Raw genomic sequence first — 14,485 nt, 5'->3', positions numbered from 1 at the left:
TGGGCTTACTTTATTTCAAACACTTCTTGGGACAGCCCTGCCAGCTTTTGCGTATTGTCGCTCACTTCGACCATCGTCGCAGAAATTTCCTCCGTAGCAGCTGCCTGACTCTCCATGGTTTGATTGATCAATTCAATCGAATTTTGCAGCAAGGTTATCAAATCCCGGATGGAATCTGTGGTTTGCTTGATTTTGTCTGCATTGTCCCGTGAATCCGTCGCCATATTGCGAACCTCATTCGCAACGACAGCGAATCCACGCCCTGCATCTCCTACCCGCGCAGCCTCAATGCTCGCATTCAGTCCCAAAATGTTACTTTGATCAGCGATTTTTTTCACGGCGAGCGTAATTTGCTCGATCTCAGTCGTACTATGGCTCACATCGTTGGCTTGCTCTGAGACCGCCTTCATTTGCTCGTTCAAATTCCCGATCTGCACAGCCATCTCTTGTGTCGTAGCACTGACCTGTTCGACGACACTCGAGAGATTTGCGGCAATTTCATACAGCTCATTAGCTCGCTCCATACTCGAACCAATGCCGACACCGCCGATGACTTTTCCCGTGTGATCATGCAGGGGGATCGCCCGTGCGACGAGAGGAAAACCAAATAATTCTTTGGGGACTATCATCGCCTGCTTGGTGTTTTTACGAATCGCGTTGGTGATCACATCTCCTTCTTGTAGTGGATCACCTGGCTTGACTTGCAGCGCAAATGTTTGGGCAGGCACATTACGCAATAGCTTTTCCGTGTCGTAGACCCCAATGGTAATGTCATCGGTGAGTAAATCATTTAAATAGGGGGCAACCTTGATGAACGCCTCGAGCAGTTCTGCGTTTTTCCCCTTTTCGGAAGCTTCTGTTTCGTTCCATTCTACGTAACCGTTCATGACCCTCTTCACCTCTATATTTTGCTGGCATTAGTACGGAAATTGACGCTTTTTGTGCTGAACCGAAATCCATTTCAGCGTAGTAAACTCTTCTAGGCTCCATTGACCATTCAAGCGTCCCAATCCGGAATGCTTTTCACCGCCGAACGCCACAATTGGTTCGTCATTGATCGTTCCATCGTTGATATGAATCATGCCGGTCTCGATGCGCTTGGCCATCTGTGCACCTCTCTCCAGATCGCGGGTATGAATCGCCCCGGACAATCCAAATGGTGTCTCGTTCGCCATGCGAATTGCTTCTTCCTCGGAAGCAAACGACATAATGCAAACAGCCGGACCAAACAGCTCTTTGGATGCAATCGACATGTCTGTGGTCACTCCTGTCAATACGATCGGCTCGACCACGTTGCCTTTTACTTCCCCTTTCAGTGCAGGAACGGCCCCTTCGCGTATCGCCTCATCGATCGTTGCCATCAGGTTGGTGACTTGCCGTTGATTGATCAACGGACCGATTACTGTGTCAGGATCATTTGGGTCGCCAACCTTGAGTCCAGATACTTTTTCCACATACAGATCGAGGAATTTATCGTATACATCTTGGTGAACCAGAACCCGGTTAGCCGACATGCAAATCTGACCTTGGTGGGTAAAGCGGCTGAATACCGCTGCATTGACGGCATACTGTAGATCCGCATCCTCCAAAACAATCAGTGCACTATTGCCGCCCAGCTCCAAAATCGCCTTTTTGAAATGCTTCGCTGCCACTTGCGCGATATGGCTTCCTACTTGGCTAGAGCCTGTAAACGAAAGGATGCGCGGAATCGGATGGGAGACAAAACCATCGCCAATTTCAGCAATATCCGTCACAACAACGTTGATCAAGCCTTTGGGCAAACCTACTTCTTCAAAAATTTTCGCGATGAGAGTGCCACCCGTGATTGGCGTGTGCTCATGCGGTTTTAGGACGACACCGTTGCCCGCACCAAGAGCTGGAGCTACGGACTTCATCGACAGATAGAACGGGAAGTTGAACGGACTAATGACACCGACAACTCCTACGGGAATCCGATACAAGCGATTTTCTTTTCCGTCTACGGGAGAAGGCAGAATTTTTCCTTCCATGCGTACCGGGAACGTAGCCGCCTCGCGAATAATATCCTTCACAAGCCCGATCTCAAAAAATGCCTTCAGTCGGGTTCCACCCAATTCACGAATGATGATCTGAATGATTTCTTCTTCATTCTCTTCGATATAGTGAACAGCACGCTCCAACATTCGGGATTTGGTATAAGCATTCACTTCATCCCACTCTTTTTTCGCGTCGGCTGCCGCCTTGTAAGCCGCGTCGATATCCTCCAAATTTGCCATTTTGAATTCTGCGATGACTTCCCCGTTGTAAGGGTTGATATCTTGCAATGTCTTCGCGCCAAGTCCGTCGCGCCACTCCCCATTGATGTACTGCTTGTCCAGTGTTTGAAGGATTGACATGCTTTAACCTCTCCCTTTTGTAAAGTAAATAGGCCCCCTTCGCATGAAAGGAGCCGTAAAACTAAAACAGCAAAATACACTGCTAGTCGGCAACCCGGCTGCCATCGTAGCGTGTACATTAGGCCCGTGGCTTTGCGTCCCCAATTTTCAGTGGGTTTGCCCATTCATAGCGAATGCTGATAAGATTTTGTCGAAAAAAGGAAAGATATGGAGAATCCTACTTTGATTATAGTACTCCATTTCGAATAGTCAAACGAAAACATGTAAATATTTCGTGAAAGGAAGTGAATAAATACCAAAAAGTCCGCATCGCTTGGATACGGACTCCTGATTCTTCCTGCTCATACTCACAATAACGATTTGACATCCTTTACACTCATCGCGAGCTTTTGCTCTACTGCGTTGGCGTCCCTCACGTGCTTGGCCAAGCCTTCATTCAGTTCTTCCAGCAAGCCCTTCGCATCACTTACCTGCTGGGACACATCGTCAGCAAATCGCTTTTGGTGCGCGATGATTTCCATCACACCTGACACTTCGACGTTCAGTGCCTGGAAAGCGTTCACGATCTGATCTGTCTTCTGTGCAGCATCCTTGCTGATGGAAAGCCCGCCTTTGATCGCACTGCTGCTTTTTTCACTGTTGGACAATGCTTCTTTTGTTTCTTCCTGAATCTTGCCAATCAGTTCTGCAATGGTCTTGGTCGAATTCGCTGTCATCTCGGCCAGCTTCCGTACCTCATCCGCTACGACAGCAAAGCCTCTGCCTTGTTCACCCGCACGTGCCGCTTCTATCGCTGCATTCAGGGCGAGAAGGTTGGTCTGATTCGCAATGTCACTGATCACCTTAACGATACTCGTAATTTCCGAAGAGCGCTCTTCCAAGCGGCTCATGGACTTGGACGTATGAACCGATTCTTTGTCCAGCAGGCTCATGACTTCCACAACGTCCGTCATTGCTTTCTTACCTTCATCTGCACGCGCTACCGATTGTTTACAGATGTCCGTCAAGCGCTCTCCTCGATCCGACAGTTGGCTCGCAGATTCATCATCCCGCTCGTTAATGACCTGGATATTATCTACGACACGCTTCATCCTCGTCACCAATCGCACCGTTTGCTCGGATTCGGCGTTCATCGCTTGGTTCGAAGTGAGAATCGCACCCATCTGTTCGTAAATACCGCGAAGCTCATGTTTCCAAGCGTCTTGGTGGCCTGCCATTGTGGTTGTGGGAGTTGCCACTGTCGTCGCTGCTGTCTCTTTTTCTGCTAGGCCTTTGTCTTTTTTCCAAAACATCCGCTTCTCTCTCCTTTGTACCCATCAATTGTCACCTCGGCGGCTATATACGCGGGACTCGATTATTCCCGGATGTTGTTTCGCCAAGCTCAGCAAGTTTTCCAAGAAATAATAGTGACCCTCCAAGAGCTCCACGTCTTTACGCTCAAAATGCTTCGCCTGCAAATACTGCTGCATTTCCAAAGCATAGCGCTCCAGTTTATCGTGAAAATCGTTGGCACGAAGCATTTGCTCCACTTCTGGATATTCTGTTTTCAGGCGACTGATCTCGCTGTATACACGCCCACCCTCCAGAATCATCTGGTAGGCCGTACGCTCAAGCGTAGCTGTCGTAGCTGCCTCCTGCTCCTCACGCTCCTCGCGCAAAGCTGCCAAGTACGTGATAAAATGGTAGACAGTTAAAAACAATGGTCCTAAAAATAGAATGATCCCTGCTTTGTACACATGCTGATTGGACAAATTGCTGATGAGCAGGAACAAGTGAAACAAGATCGCACCCAACCATACATAGATGATGATTTGGTGATTGATCTTCCCTGCCTTTTGGTGGCGAGAAAAGGCAAAGGTAAGTCCGAGCAGATAAAAGGCAAGTAACGTAAAGCTGGCAGAAAACAAAGCCATCTCCATATCGATCAGCCAATCTGCGTCGGCGGGTATTTCGATAAAGAATTCAAAAGCGAGCACCAGCAGTGAGAACAGCAACCCCATGATCCAAAACCGGCTTACTTCCGAGTCATTCCTCCGCCGGGAGCGGTAGCGTTTTGCACGGGATCCTTCCATAATGCTCTCACCTCATTCTCTATGATTCGCCATGATTCTATCTTTTCCTTTCACATGGGGCCAAAATCTGACATCGGAGGCTGTTATGACAAAAAATTTACCAACATCATTTACCGAGCGCATGCAAACCTTGCTCGGACACGATTATGAGGCATTCGTTTCCTCGTATGATCAGCTCGTGACACACGGCTTGCGGGTCAATCCGTTGAAGGTGGATCGTGACGATTTTTTAAATATCTCGCCGTTTGCTCTGGAAGCAGTCCCTTGGTGCGAAAACGGTTTTCGCTACAAAGAGCCAGATCGGCCCGGCAAGCATCCTTTTCACTCCGCTGGCATGTACTACTTGCAGGAGCCAAGTGCGATGTCCGCTGCCGAAGCACTCGGTGCACAACCTGGTGAGCGAATTCTCGACCTGTGTGCAGCGCCAGGGGGCAAATCGACGCAGCTTGCAGCGTTTTTGCATGGACAAGGAATGCTCGTGGCAAACGAAATCCATCCTGTTCGGGCAAAAGCCTTGTCAGAAAACCTGGAGCGCTGCGGCGTGACCAATGCCGTCGTGACCAACGAAACGCCCGAACGCTTACAGGAGCGATTCCCTCAGTTTTTTGACCGAATTTTAGTAGACGCTCCTTGCTCTGGCGAAGGAATGTTTCGCAAGCTACCCGAAGCAATCGAAGACTGGAGCCCAGCAAAAGTAACGGAGTGCCATGTCATGCAAGGCGATATTCTCGAGGCGGCCGCTGCTATGCTGAAGCCAGGCGGGACGTTGGTCTACTCCACCTGTACATTCGCTCCGTTAGAAAATGAGCAGTCCCTGGTTAACTTCCTGGGAAGTCACCCGGAATTTGAGATCGTCCCGCTGCCACATGCAGATTGCTTTTCTGCTGGTCAACCAGAATGGGCGTCGCCACAAAATGAGCAGCTCACCCAGACAGCCAGATTGTGGCCGCATCGTCTACAGGGAGAAGGTCATTACCTCGCCAAGCTGCAAAAGAGTGAGTCCGCAGAAGTTCATGAACCTTCCGGGAAACGGAAAGAAAAGCGTGCGGCAAAATCTGCTCCGGCAGGTCGAAAAGAAGCCCTAGCAGCTTGGCGTACGTTCGCGGACGAAGCACTCCCGACGCTCTCCCAACCATTCGATGATGAATCAGCTTTTCTTTTGTTTGGCGAGCAGCTCTACTACTCACCTGCTCCTGAGCTCAATTGGGACAAGCTAAAGGTCGCGCGCGTCGGTCTGCACCTAGGAACTGTAAAAAAGAACAGATTTGAACCTGCACACGCCTTGGCACTCTCCCTCTCCCCTGCGGAGGCAGCCCGTGTCGCTTCATATGGCGCAGAAGATCCTGAAATGTTGCGGTACTTAAAAGGAGAAGCGCTCACGCATGACGGTGAAAGCGGCTGGACGCTGGTTACGGTAAATGGATTCTCCATCGGTTGGGGCAAGCAATCTGAGGGGCAACTCAAAAATCATTATCCAAAGGGTCTACGCTGGTTGTAGATTTGCATCAAAAATAAAAAAAGCTCACAAAGCTACACGAAATGCATTCGTGACTGCTTGTGAGCTTTTCTCTTTTTCTTATGATCGCCCTCTGTGGGACGGATTGTCTACTACGGTCAAAGAGCCATTTCTAATATAACGCAATATTTTTGAAACAGATATTCCTGTTGCGTTGGCAATTTGCATCGCATTCGAATTCGGATAAGTTCTCACGTAATTGCGAATCATCTGGTAGTCTTGTATTTCGTTTTCTCCGCAAACCTGGCAACTGTACTCTCCCCGGCCCATCGGACTGCCGCATTTCAAGCACGTATCCGTCGTCATCACTGGTTCTCCTCACACCCTGTACTATTGTACTTTTACAAGAAAGGGTTCTATCTTCCTATCTATTACCCAAATCACATGGGAGGAAAACACTATTTTCTATCGCAAATCCTGTATGCTATTAAAATTCGATGCAATCATTCCGAACTCCTTTAAAAAGGCCAGTATGGCGGCATCAAACCGCTTTTTGCGAAAAGGACAATCGCAAACCCAATCAGAAAAATACCACTGAGCCCATGAAAAACGTTGAGCCATCCCGGGCGAAAAAATCGCGCCAAATACGCGGCCAACAAAGCTACCAGCCCCAGGAACAATAAAGTCGATAACAGACAGCCTGTCGCAAACAAGAACAACTCTGTTGAATGAACAAAAGTGCCAGATGCCAATAGTGAGCCAAATACTCCCGCCCAAAATAGAACGGTCAGAGGATTCGCAAGTGTCAGAAGCACGCCGTGCCAAAAGCTGCTTCGACCCGATGGTGCATGCTGGACTGGTGCTTGTTCATGATCTCCTCTGCCTTTTATGGCACGCAAGGTTTGAATCCCAAACCAAGTCAAAATCAGGGCTCCCATAATCAAAACCATCTGTTTGACCCAATGGATTTGTAACAGCAGCGACAGTCCCCCGATCGCGCCCACCATATAAACCGCATCTGCGAGTGCAACACCCAGTACCATCATGAGTGCATCCCGCAATCGCCGAGTCATCGAGCGATGCAACACCGCCAGACAAACCGGACCAACGGATAGCTGGAGCATCATCCCAAATAATAGACCGTTCCAGATCGCCACGAGGTTCACATCTCCTCTTTCATGGAAGACAGGACGATCATCGTATTCGTCTTGCTTACACCTTCTACTTGCTTCAATGTTTCAGAGATGAATCGTTCCAGATCGGCCGTCCCTTTTACCGCAATCTTCAATACATAATCGTAAGCTCCCGCAATATGATGGCATTCCAGCACACAGTCTGCCTGCAAGACCGTTTCGCGGAAGCCAGCAATATGCTCCGTTTTCTCGATTTGCACCATCACAAACGCAATTAGGTGAAGCCCTAGCTGTTCCCGATCCAGCTTCACTGTGAATTGCCTGATGAGTCCTGAATCCTCCATCTTGCGTATTCGCTCGGAGACCGCAGGCACGGACAAATGAACCTGCTTGCTGATGTCTGAGCTGGTGATTCGGGCATTTTCCCGCAATAAGCGGAGGATTTGTTCATCAATCCGATCCATTTGATCTCCCTCCTTGTTTTACGTTCATTATAACAACTTCTTTCAAAGAGAAAGGGAGTTAGGTTCAAAACCGTATATTTTTAACTAATGAGCGGCTTTTCTTAAATTTCTTCTGTTCATCGTTTTATCTCAGAGCATTTTCCAATTAACACATACGTAATAGAAAGAGTAGTATCCCACCCAACAAAAAAACTGCCCAGACCCTTTTCGAATCTGGACAGTTTGTCTTATTATCTTTACTTATTTCCACGTGTTTTCCCAGCGGATGAGGATTGATTAAACGGTTTTCCGCCCTTTGCAGAGCGTGCTGCTCCACCTTTTCCCGCTTTTTTGGCATCGCCTGGCTTCACGGATTTACCCGCTTTACGTGCCGCAATCGCTTCTGCCTTCTTGCGGTTTTTCTCGTACTGCGTTTGCAGTTCTCCCAGCTCACGCGCTATTTTCTTTTTGTAGCCTGGCTTTACCTTCGTCTTTTTCTTCAAGGCTTCACGTACAGGAGAGAACTCTTTGTCTTTTTCCTTCTGCTGCTCCTTCACCTGTTGCGCTCGCAGCTCAACGAAATGAGCTTCCCGTTCTTCTGCGCGCTGACGACGTCCGGCATCCAGATGGCGTCCTGCCTGCATAATTCTTTCTTCGATCGAAGCCTTCGTCGCTTTGGCAAAACGAGCCATCAAGTTTTTCTGACGAGGAGAAATAAGGGAGATCGCTTTTCCTTTTTGTCCCGCACGACCAGTACGACCGACGCGGTGAATGTAGCTGTCCACGTCATTCGGCAAATCGTAGTTGATGACGTGTGTTACACCTTCTACATCGAGTCCACGAGCAGCGATATCTGTTGCGATCAAGTATTGGAATCGTATCTCACGGAATTGCTTCATCAATTGTTCCCGCTTGTTTTGAGACAAATCACCGTACAGGGCTTTCGCCGAGAGGCCATTTTCCTGCAGGCGGGCCGTAAGCTGTTGCACACGTACTTGGGTATTTGCAAACACAATGGTCAAGAATGGCTGCTCTTGTTCCAGCAGATCGACGAGAGCGTCTGTCTTATCGCTCTGGTTGACTACATAGTAAAATTGCTCAATGCGCTCAACCGTTTTTTGCTTGCCCTCGATTTTGATATGCGGTGGCTGCTTCATGAAGCGGTGCGCCAGTCTTTTTACCAGATCAGGCATCGTAGCCGAGAACAACAGCACCTGACGTTGAGAAGGCGTGTGGACGATTACCTGCTCCACATCCTCCAAGAAGCCCATTTCCATCATTTTATCGGCTTCATCCAGCACAAGTGTGGAGATTCGTCCGAAGTGAAGCGATCCGCGCTTCATATGATCCAGTACACGTCCTGGTGTTCCTACAACGACATGAACCGTTTCTTTCAGCTTGCTCAGCTGTTTGTCAATATCCGTTCCACCGTGCAGAGAGAGTACATTCACATTCAGGTGTTTGCCCAGCTTTTCTACTTCTTTTGCAATCTGAATGGAAAGCTCACGTGTCGGGGTGAGGATGAGCGCTTGAATGTCGCGTTTTCCCTCTTCCAATGCGTTGAGGATCGGCAGCATGAATGCAGCTGTTTTACCCGTACCTGTCTGAGCTTGTCCGATTATATCTTTGCCTTCCATAATGAGAGGAATGGCTTCCTCTTGAATTTGTGTCGGTTCTTTATAATACAGGTCTTGAATCCCTTGCATCAGCTCCGGACGGAAACCAAAAGACGCAAACGATTTTGCCATAACTTCCACTTCCTTTCACAAGCGATCCGATTCGCCACACCATGACTGCATGGACAGTGGATGCGATAAAACCGGCTCTCATCAATCAAAATTCATCCTAGGCAGGTTATTGCCCTTGCGAAATCCTATCCTACCTATACTAAAGGAGTCCTTTCGAAAAAACAACTAAACCGTTCAACTCCCGGGTATTTTTCTTGGAGACTCGCGACGACGAAGCTAGCTAGCTAGCTGAAATTTTTGCTTACATGATGTGACCATGTATCGATTTCGCTGATCTAATTACTGTCCATGTGAAAAACCAACACAGAAAGGAGTGAAAAAGGTGGATCTAAGAGAACAGGTTCTCCTGGCAAAACAAGGAGATCGTGAAGCTTTTATCGCTGTTGTCAAACACGTTGAGAGCTCCTTGTACAATACGGCTAAATCCATCCTGAAAAAAGAGGAAGATATTGCGGATGCTCTCCAGGAAACCATTTTGAAAGCTTATAAATCTCTGCATTCACTTCGTGAGCCCCATTTTTTCAAAACATGGATGTTCCGAATTTTGATCAATGAATGCAATAAGATGTTAGCAAATCGCTCCCGCAACGTTCTAATGGATGATTTTCCTATCCAATTGTCACTCTCACATAAAGACGAACATATTGACCTGCGAGACGCCGTTGAGAGATTGGATGAGCCGCAGCGCCTTGTTATTGTGCTTCACTATTTTGAAGACATGCCTTTAAGACAAGTAGCAGAGATACTGGAAATTTCGGAGAGTGCCGCAAAAATGCGGCTCAGTCGGGCACGGAACAACTTGATGGAGAAATTAAGTACATTTCGGGAAGGGAAGATACATTATGGATCAATCTAAATTTGATTTCGAACTAAAAGAGTACAAGCGTACAAAGGATACGACGGTGTCACCATTAGTACGGGCTCGACTGGATGAAACATACGCCTCTCTCCCAGAAATATCTCGTGAACGAAAAGTCCAACGATTACGCAAAGCACCCTATGTTGCGGCTGCCGCAGTCATTCTAGGTGCAACTGTATTCACCTCCGGATTTATCTCGCCGGTCATGGCGCAATCCATTAAGCAGATCCCATTCGTTGGCAGTCTCTTTAGCTTAATCGAAGCGGACCTCGGCTTACGAGCTGCAGGCGAACAAGGTCTTTCTTCCAAGGTAAACAGGAGTATTTCTCACCAGGACATTAAGCTCGAGGTAACAGAGACGGTCTTCGACGGAACACGTGCTGTCTACCTGCTCAGTGTAACGGCTCCAAACCTGAAGGACGGCATGTTTGATACGGGAAAGGAGGTTGTCAAACTTAGTGACGCTATCGAAAATGTTACTTTTAACATCGATGGAAAAGGTCAAGATGACCCAAGTAGTTTGGTAACAAGCGGTGGCTTTTTCTCCACAGCTGGCGAATCGCACCCAAACTTTCTTATCTTCGAAGAAATTTTGAAGACACCTGAACACAATTCAACAGGCGTGATTCCAGACTCTTTCCATGCGGAAGTGGTTGTTAAGCTTGCTGGAATTGATCAAGCCTTCAAGCTGAACATTCCCTTCCAAAAAGCGACGAACGACACCATCCGGCTTAAACCGAATGCTATTCAATCCAACGATGGGATTTCTTTCGAAGTATCCGAGGTCAATGTGACGCCAGTGACGACGCGCTTGTTGTATTCGGTCAAACAGGATGGCAAGACATCAAATAAGTTCATCAGAGCTGCCCTGTTTGACGACCAAGGTCGTCAACTGACGTCCCTCCACGGAGAAGGAGAACGTAAGGATAACACGCTCACATTTGACGCTCGCTATGCTTCTGCACAAGGACAGCCGAAGTATTTCATAATCAAGCCTTTTATCGTAAAAGATAATTCCGCGGAAACAGTCGCAGACGACCAGTTTATTAAGGATCTGGAAATAAAGGTAGACCTCCCAGAGCAGAACAAGTAACAAAACGAAAAACCCTCTCCATCGCAATCATTCATGCATGGAGAGGATTTCGCCTATCTCATCTATCGAGCAGTTGTTGAACCGTTTCCTTATCGAGCTTCTTGATGACAGCTGTCAGCAGCTGGGCAGCCTGCTCGAAATCGCTTTTGGACATAATCGCATTATGGCTGTGAATATACCGTGTCGCAAAGCCGACGACAATCGACGGGCAGCCAATGCCGCTAGTATGGAATTTCGCTGCGTCTGTTCCGCCTCCTGCGAGGGCATCCACCTGGATATTGATGCCGAGTTCCTCTGCTGTGTCGAATACGAGATCGCGCAATCCGGTATGCGGGATCATCGTGGCATCAAATAACATGACGAGCGGACCGTCCCCCACATTGCAGGTCATCGGATACGATTCATTTCCAGGCGTGTCATATGCGAGTCCAACATCGACAGCAAAAGCAATATCTGGTTCAACCAGATTCGCTACTGTGCCAGCACCGCGAGTCCCTACCTCTTCCTGCACAGTTGCACCCGCGTATACCACATTAGGATGCTCTTCCTTCTCCAATCGTTTTAGCACCTCGATTGCCAGCGCACACCCCGCCCGATTATCGAGCGCCTTTGCGACCCACAGCTCTCCGCCGCGCATCGTCGTAAAATCACTGTCAGGGACAATCCAATCACCTGGGCGCACACCCATTTCCTTTGCATCTGCTTCATCTTTTGCCCCGATGTCAATGTACAAATCCTTGAGCTTCATGACTTTTTCCCGCTCTTCCTTTTCCAGAGCGTGTGGTGCCTTCGAACCAATGAGTCCGAGATACTCACCTTTGCGTGTCTTGACCTTCACGCGCTGTGAGAGGATATTGTGCGTCCACCATCCGCCCAGCTGGATAAAACGCAAGTACCCTTTTGGCGTGATATGCGTCACCATGAAGCCCACTTCATCCAGATGTCCCGCGAGTAAAATTTTCGGACCGTTTTCTGCCCCCGTCTTCTTCCCGAGTACCCCACCCAGCCGATCCTTTACCAACTCGTCGCTGAGAGGCTGTAAGTACTCCTCCATTTTCACCCTGACTTCGCGCTCGTGCCCAGGTACTCCGTCCGCTTCCGTCAAATCCTTGATCAATTTCGTGAGATCGTCCATCATTTATCTCCTTTTCGATACTGGCGTATTCCCTTTATGATTTCGAGAAATCGCTTACAAAATCCTTTTGTTATTGTTTCCCCAACCAGTGTCCCGAATGCGCTCGAGTACTTTTTCATGCTGTCGCATTTGATTGGGTGGCCTTCGTAGCAGTTTCTTGTTCTTGCCCAACTTTTTTCATAATCCGATGAAATAGCACGAGACAAATCAGTCCCATCCCTACAAAAATTCCGGTGATCGCAACGTTGGGAATCCACGCACTGACAAGTATAAACACACCTGCACTGCTGACCCCCACGATGCTAAACAAAGAATGTACAGCCATATACGTGCTCCGCGCATGATCCGGCACCATATTGGCGAGTAACGCTTGTTTTACCGGAATGTGCATCACTTCCCCCAATGTCGCGAAGAACATGGCAATGAGCAAGACAACGGGAGAGTTGCTGAAGCTAATCCATGCATACCCGCAAAAGTACAGGGCCAAGCCTGACAGGAGCACCACCCTATCTCTCATGCTCTTCACTACGTAGGAGACTAAAACGGTCAAGCAAACAACCAGCAACGTGTTTTCTGTTTTTAATAAACCTAACAAGTTCATCCCATCCACCTGGATGGCAAGAAACGAAAATAACTGCTCAGGCTCCGGAATTTCTTGCACGAAACGAAGGCCTATGACATTGGTCAATTGCTCCTCTACCGCTATAATGAGCAAATTCGCTAATGTAAACAGCAGAAAAATTCGATGCTTGAGCACTTCTTTATAAGCTCCCATGACATCTGCCATAAAACCTTTTTGTCTTTGCTTACGAGACGCCGAGCGTGCACGTTTTTCTGGCACATACGTTTCTTTAATAAACAGGATCGTAATCACGAGCGAAATCGCGATGCTTACAGCCACACCAAAAAATAGGGCAAAGTAATGCTCGTCGAACAAAAAAGCCCCCACCAATCCTCCTATCGCTACCGCCAAATTATTCAACCAATAGGAAGCAGTAAAAATCGCTCGCCTATTCTCGGGCTGACTCACATCAATGATGAGTGCTTGGTAAGCAGGACCCGACGCCCCCAAACAAAAGTTATTGAACAGAAACAAAATAAATGTCACATAAGGCAGCTGAAGCCAAGGCGAGTTGACGAAGGCCACACCAAGAAAACTGAGGAAGATGACCAATTCACATACAACGATTACTTTTTTTCGCCCGATCCTGTCCGCCAAATATCCCCCTGCAAAAGAGCCTGCGACACTTGCTGCCATCACGCCTAAAAACATAAAACCCGTTACAAACGTCCCCAATTGCTTGGAGAAAAAAACAATCAAGTACGGGGTCACAGTCATGCTCGCCATCGTCGTTAAAAACTGTAACATCAGTCTGATCTGGATGTTGCTGTCGAACTTCCAAAAACTCATCGTGACCACTCCTCTACTTTATAACGATTGATTAATCAATCATTTGTATTCCAAAAAAAAGACCGATGGAGAATGCTAGCGATTCTTCGGTCCAAAAAGCTGCATGGCAAACGGAACGAATTTTTCCCACATGTTGCTTTGTGGCTCATCGGTCAAATTCACACGCAGACCAATTAACAGACTCATGTACGCTGTCGCCACGTATTTGGGATCTTGGACATGCAAGAGCCCTTTCTCTTGTCCATTGATCAAGAGCTCGGCAATTTTCGTACGAAAGGTGTTGTGAAACGCATCTAGCTCAGCAAAAGAATGGGCAAAACGATTGTAGTAGCCGACTACTTGTACGACCAGACGCAAGTACGAATCGAACATAGCGAAGATCTTGATGTGATTGGTCACCATTCTCTCTAGTTCCAGTAATGGCTCAGATGCTTGGGGATCAAAGTCAAGCAGTTTGACCGAATGCTCTTGCAATGGCTCCGTGACAGCTGCATGAAAGAGCTGATCCTTGTTTTCAAAGTACGTGAAAACACTGCCAAAGCTCACTCCTGATGCCTTCGCGACTTTTGCAATGGTGGTATCGTCATAGCCGTGCTCAGCAAACAAGAGAACTGCCTGCTGGAGAATCGTTTCCCGCTTTTGCTTCATTTTTTGCACTTGTTCTTCTGAAAGTGGCATGCTGGACAGGCTCCTTGCTTATGAATGATTAATCGATCAATCGTTACTTGCATTATAGTATTGACTTCCAGCATTTGCAAAG

The 14,485-nt window shown here is 47.9% G+C and carries 14 protein-coding genes and 1 riboswitch; of the genes, 3 read left to right on the top strand and 11 right to left on the bottom strand.

What is annotated here, in order from left to right; genetic code table 11:
* Positions 1-5 precede the first annotated feature (5 nt).
* From PMI05_RS14680 to PMI05_RS14665, 4 genes are all read right to left on the bottom strand, one after another.
* Positions 6-887 carry a methyl-accepting chemotaxis protein gene (locus PMI05_RS14680; protein WP_007722909.1) on the bottom strand — a complete coding sequence of 294 codons (882 nt, stop codon included), beginning with the start codon at positions 885-887 and terminating at the stop codon, positions 6-8.
* Between the two features lie 30 nt (positions 888-917).
* Positions 918-2,375: an aldehyde dehydrogenase family protein gene (locus PMI05_RS14675; RefSeq protein ID WP_007722906.1), complete on the bottom strand. Its 1,458-nt coding sequence runs from the start codon at positions 2,373-2,375 to the stop codon at positions 918-920.
* An 85-nt stretch (positions 2,376-2,460) separates the two neighbouring features.
* Positions 2,461-2,546, bottom strand: a riboswitch (cyclic di-GMP riboswitch).
* 176 nt (positions 2,547-2,722) lie between these two features.
* Positions 2,723-3,667 carry a methyl-accepting chemotaxis protein gene (locus tag PMI05_RS14670; RefSeq protein WP_007722903.1) on the bottom strand — a complete coding sequence of 315 codons (945 nt, stop codon included), beginning with the start codon at positions 3,665-3,667 and terminating at the stop codon, positions 2,723-2,725.
* A gap of 24 nt (positions 3,668-3,691) precedes the next feature.
* Positions 3,692-4,447: a hypothetical protein gene (locus PMI05_RS14665; RefSeq protein WP_007722900.1), complete on the bottom strand. Its 756-nt coding sequence runs from the start codon at positions 4,445-4,447 to the stop codon at positions 3,692-3,694.
* 85 nt (positions 4,448-4,532) lie between these two features.
* Here PMI05_RS14665 and PMI05_RS14660 point away from each other — a divergent pair, with 85 nt between their 5' ends.
* Positions 4,533-5,945 (top strand): RsmB/NOP family class I SAM-dependent RNA methyltransferase, encoded by a 1,413-nt coding sequence (locus tag PMI05_RS14660; RefSeq protein WP_007722897.1) that lies wholly within the window; start codon positions 4,533-4,535, stop codon positions 5,943-5,945.
* A 78-nt stretch (positions 5,946-6,023) separates the two neighbouring features.
* Here the strand turns inward: PMI05_RS14660 and PMI05_RS14655 are convergent, their stop codons facing one another.
* The 4 genes from PMI05_RS14655 to PMI05_RS14640 form a co-directional block, all read right to left on the bottom strand.
* On the bottom strand, positions 6,024-6,269 hold the full coding sequence (locus tag PMI05_RS14655; RefSeq protein ID WP_007722886.1) for a hypothetical protein: 246 nt from the start codon (positions 6,267-6,269) through the stop codon (positions 6,024-6,026).
* 152 nt (positions 6,270-6,421) lie between these two features.
* Complete coding sequence (locus PMI05_RS14650; protein WP_007722884.1) at positions 6,422-7,060, bottom strand: LysE family translocator; 639 nt, start codon at positions 7,058-7,060, stop codon at positions 6,422-6,424.
* A gap of 5 nt (positions 7,061-7,065) precedes the next feature.
* Positions 7,066-7,500, bottom strand: a complete 435-nt coding sequence (locus PMI05_RS14645; RefSeq protein WP_007722881.1) for an Lrp/AsnC family transcriptional regulator — start codon at positions 7,498-7,500, stop codon at positions 7,066-7,068.
* Between the two features lie 236 nt (positions 7,501-7,736).
* A complete protein-coding gene (locus PMI05_RS14640; protein WP_007722878.1) occupies positions 7,737-9,227 on the bottom strand; it encodes a DEAD/DEAH box helicase in 1,491 nt (496 codons plus the stop codon).
* Positions 9,228-9,549: 322 nt separating this feature from the next.
* On the opposite strand from PMI05_RS14640, the gene PMI05_RS14635 reads away from it, so the two are divergent.
* Together PMI05_RS14635 and PMI05_RS14630 are read left to right on the top strand one after the other, a co-directional pair.
* The gene (locus PMI05_RS14635) at positions 9,550-10,083 is read left to right on the top strand and encodes an RNA polymerase sigma factor (protein WP_007722874.1); all 534 of its coding nucleotides are present in this window, start codon (positions 9,550-9,552) and stop codon (positions 10,081-10,083) included.
* Entirely contained in the window at positions 10,070-11,179 is a 1,110-nt protein-coding gene (locus tag PMI05_RS14630) for a DUF4179 domain-containing protein (protein WP_007722871.1), read from the top strand. Before PMI05_RS14635 ends, PMI05_RS14630 begins: the two co-directional genes overlap by 14 nt.
* Positions 11,180-11,237: 58 nt before the next feature.
* Here PMI05_RS14630 and PMI05_RS14625 read toward each other — a convergent pair whose 3' ends face one another.
* From PMI05_RS14625 to PMI05_RS14615, 3 genes are all read right to left on the bottom strand, one after another.
* On the bottom strand, positions 11,238-12,314 hold the full coding sequence (locus tag PMI05_RS14625; protein ID WP_007722868.1) for a M42 family metallopeptidase: 1,077 nt from the start codon (positions 12,312-12,314) through the stop codon (positions 11,238-11,240).
* Positions 12,315-12,429: 115 nt separating this feature from the next.
* Positions 12,430-13,725, bottom strand: a complete 1,296-nt coding sequence (locus PMI05_RS14620; RefSeq protein ID WP_007722864.1) for an MFS transporter — start codon at positions 13,723-13,725, stop codon at positions 12,430-12,432.
* Positions 13,726-13,800: 75 nt separating this feature from the next.
* Positions 13,801-14,403, bottom strand: a complete 603-nt coding sequence (locus PMI05_RS14615) for a TetR/AcrR family transcriptional regulator (RefSeq protein WP_007722861.1) — start codon at positions 14,401-14,403, stop codon at positions 13,801-13,803.
* Positions 14,404-14,485 lie beyond the last annotated feature (82 nt).

The organism is Brevibacillus sp. BC25, assembly GCF_000282075.1.
Classification (GTDB): Bacteria; Bacillota; Bacilli; order Brevibacillales; family Brevibacillaceae; genus Brevibacillus.
This window is presented reverse-complemented; position numbering and strand designations above follow the sequence as displayed.

Bases quoted from the DNA above. Each gene is read 5' to 3' on its own strand.
- PMI05_RS14680 (WP_007722909.1), bottom strand. From the start codon at position 887: ATGAACGGTTACGTAGAATGGAACGAAACAGAAGCTTCCGAAAAGGGG.
- PMI05_RS14675 (WP_007722906.1), bottom strand. From the start codon at position 2,375: ATGTCAATCCTTCAAACACTGGACAAGCAGTACATCAATGGGGAGTGG.
- PMI05_RS14670 (WP_007722903.1), bottom strand. From the start codon at position 3,667: ATGTTTTGGAAAAAAGACAAAGGCCTAGCAGAAAAAGAGACAGCAGCG.
- PMI05_RS14665 (WP_007722900.1), bottom strand. From the start codon at position 4,447: ATGGAAGGATCCCGTGCAAAACGCTACCGCTCCCGGCGGAGGAATGAC.
- PMI05_RS14660 (WP_007722897.1), top strand. From the start codon at position 4,533: ATGACAAAAAATTTACCAACATCATTTACCGAGCGCATGCAAACCTTG.
- PMI05_RS14655 (WP_007722886.1), bottom strand. From the start codon at position 6,269: ATGACGACGGATACGTGCTTGAAATGCGGCAGTCCGATGGGCCGGGGA.
- PMI05_RS14645 (WP_007722881.1), bottom strand. From the start codon at position 7,500: ATGGATCGGATTGATGAACAAATCCTCCGCTTATTGCGGGAAAATGCC.
- PMI05_RS14640 (WP_007722878.1), bottom strand. From the start codon at position 9,227: ATGGCAAAATCGTTTGCGTCTTTTGGTTTCCGTCCGGAGCTGATGCAA.
- PMI05_RS14630 (WP_007722871.1), top strand. From the start codon at position 10,070: ATGGATCAATCTAAATTTGATTTCGAACTAAAAGAGTACAAGCGTACA.
- PMI05_RS14625 (WP_007722868.1), bottom strand. From the start codon at position 12,314: ATGGACGATCTCACGAAATTGATCAAGGATTTGACGGAAGCGGACGGA.
- PMI05_RS14620 (WP_007722864.1), bottom strand. From the start codon at position 13,725: ATGAGTTTTTGGAAGTTCGACAGCAACATCCAGATCAGACTGATGTTA.
- PMI05_RS14615 (WP_007722861.1), bottom strand. From the start codon at position 14,403: ATGCCACTTTCAGAAGAACAAGTGCAAAAAATGAAGCAAAAGCGGGAA.